Origin of the sequence: Desulfosarcina cetonica JCM 12296 (assembly GCF_001311845.1) — a bacterium.
GTDB lineage: Bacteria > Desulfobacterota > Desulfobacteria > Desulfobacterales > Desulfosarcinaceae > Desulfosarcina > Desulfosarcina cetonica.
On the sequence record NZ_BBCC01000365.1, the window covers coordinates 1 to 2,907 of the forward strand.

Genomic DNA, 2,907 nt, shown 5'->3' on the forward strand with positions numbered 1-2,907 from the left:
ATCACCTCGGTGACAACCTGAAGATACTTTGAGGCCTCGGCCGATGAAATCCAGGAAAAGTGCAGCCTTTCGGGTTCCAGGCCCATGTATTCGAGTTGGTTTTTCAAAAGGGTGAATCGTCTTCTGGCGTACAAGTTCCCCTCGATATAATGGCAATCCCCGGGATGGCAACCGGATACCCATACCCCGTCGGCCCCATTCATGAAGGCGGCCAGGATAAACTTGGGGCTGACCCGTCCCGAACAGGGAACGCGGATCACGCGTGTGTTGGGGGGATGCTGGAAACGGCTGACGCCAGCCAGATCGGCGGCTCCGTAGGTGCACCAGTTGCAAAAAAAACTCACGATTTTGGGTTCCCAATCACTCATCTTGTTCCTCCCCTAAATTATACCGCTTCATTAAGTTCGAAAATTTGGGCAAAAATCTGATCATTGTCGAACCCCTTGAGGTGGATCGCACCCGACCGGCAGGAAGCCACACACAGGCCGCAGCCCTTGCAGAGCACGGGATTGATCTGGGCCTTGCCCGCATGCATGCGCGCTTCAGCATCAATGAATGATGGTGCTGAATAGGGGCAAATGGAAACGCACACCCCACAGGCGCTGCACAACATCGGATCGGTTTTGGCCACCTGGCCGCTGGTATTGATGGCTTTGCGCGCCAAAAGGGTCGTGGCCCGGGAAGCTGCGGCCTTGCCCTGGGCGATGGCCTCGTCGATGGGCTTGGGATAGTGGGCCAGCCCGCATAAAAACACCCCGTCGGTGGCGAATTCCGACGGACCGAGCTTGGCGTGCTTCTCAACGAAAAAGCCGTCGTCATTGACCGGGATCTTGAAAAAGCGGGCCAGGGCATCGTTTTCGGGTGGAACGATGGCCGTGGCCAATGTCAGCAGGTCGGTTTCAATCTCAAGGGGACGACCGAGCACATGGTCCGTTACGGTCACAAAGACGCGATTGCCATCCACCTTGACCACCGGCTTATCGTCCACCGAATAGCGAATGAAAATAATGCCTTTTTCACGGGCCTCGGCGTACAAATACTCCCGTTCGCCATAGGTTCGGATATCGCGGTAGAGAATAAATACGTCCGTGTCAGGATTGCGCGCCTTGAGCATCAGGGCGTTGTCGATGGAATGGGTGCAGCAGACCCGGCTACAATAGGGCTGTTCCGGCTCCCGCGATCCCACGCACTGGATGAAAACCGCCGTGCCCAAGGTATCCAGCGCCGGATCCTTTTCGATAAACCGGCGATCCAGTTCCAGGCTGGTGAGAATTCTCGGATTGCTGCCGTAGCCATATTCATGGGGTACCAGCGGCATGGCACCGGTGGCGATGACGGTGACACCGTGATCGACGGCGGTTTGCATGTCTCCGGCGGTCAAGGTGGAGGTAAAGCTGCCCACAAAGCCGTCCACCTTGCTTAACGTCGCGTGGTAATGCACACGGATATGATCGTTTTGCTCCACCTCGGCCACCATCTGGCGCAACCTCGGACTGATCGCTTCGCCGTCGGCGGTACGAAAGAGATTCAACGCCTGCCCGCCGAGCCGGCCGGTTTGTTCCACGATATGGGTCTCATAGCCCTGGTTGGCCAGGCTCAGGGCCGCGGCCATGCCGGAAATACCGCCGCCGATGACCATGGCCGACTGGCCGATGACCAATTCCGCCTCTTCCAACGGTTCCATCAGGGCCACCTTGGCAATGGCCATGCGCACCAAATCCTTGGCCTTGGCCGTGGCCAGGTCGGGATTGTTGCGATGTACCCAGGAATCGTGGTTGCGAATGTTGACGAACTCGAACAGGTATTTGTTGAGCCCCGCATTGATCAAGGTCTCCTGGAACAGCGGCTCATGGGTCTTGGGCGTGCAGGCCGCCACCACCACCCGGTTGAGACCTTTCTCCTTGATCATCTGGGTCATGATATCCTGGGTATCCTGGGAGCAGGTGTACAGGTTGTCGGCCACATATTCCACATAGGGTAGGGTGGCCGCATAATCCCTGACCGCCGGCACGTCCACGATACCGCCGATGTTGATGCCGCAATGGCAAACAAAGACGCCCACCCGTGGACGCTCGCCGGTCACATTGACCTGGGGCACCACCTCACGCGTCTTGGTGAGCGTAAACTTGGCGGAGCTTAACATCTCGCCGGCCGCCACGGCGGCGGCACTGGCATCGACCACGCTCTGGGGGATGTCGCGCGGCCCCTGGAAGGCACCACACACGAAAATGCCGGGCCTTGAGGTCGCCACCGGCGAGAAATTGGAAGTGGCGCAAAAATTCCCGGGCGTCAGTGAGATGTCGAGCCGCCCGGCCAGATCGACCAGATCCTGGGAAATTTCCAGGCCCACGGAAAGAATCAGCATGTCGAATTGCTCTTCCACCGTCCGGCCGTCGTCCAGCACGTAGCGCACGAAAACGTCGTCCGTGCCTGGCACGCTATCCACGGTGTGCACCCGGCTGCGGATGAAGCGGATGCCGTGTTTGCCCTTGGCATCGTTGTAGGCCCGTTCGAAGTCCTTGCCGTGGGTGCGCATGTCCATGTAGAAGATGGCGCAGTCCAGGGGCTGGGCCGAATGCTCCTTGGCGATCACCGCTTCCTTGATGGCGTACATGCAGCACACCGATGAGCAATACCCATTGCCGCAACGGTTTTGATCCCGCGAGCCCACGCACTGCAGCCAGGCGATTTTTTTCGGTTCCCGGTGATCGGACAGACGCACCAGATGCCCGGTGGTGGGGCCGGACGCGGCCAGGATGCGTTCGAATTCAATGGAACTCATCACGTTGGGATTCTTGCCATAGCCGAGGAAATCCAGCCCGGACGGATCATAGGGGGTAAAACCCGGCGAAAGAATCACCGCGCCGACGTCAAGCTCGATCTGCCGGTCCTGCATTTGATGGGTCT

2 protein-coding genes are annotated in these 2,907 nt (G+C 58.6%); both read right to left on the reverse strand.

Annotated elements, in window-relative coordinates; translation table 11 throughout:
• A partial coding sequence (locus tag JCM12296_RS33800) for a hydrogenase iron-sulfur subunit (protein WP_054702394.1) occupies positions 1 to 368 on the reverse strand: 368 nt, incomplete at its 3' end.
• A 17-nt stretch (positions 369 to 385) separates the two neighbouring features.
• A partial coding sequence (locus tag JCM12296_RS33805; protein ID WP_157068162.1) for an FAD-dependent oxidoreductase occupies positions 386 to 2,907 on the reverse strand: 2,522 nt, incomplete at its 5' end.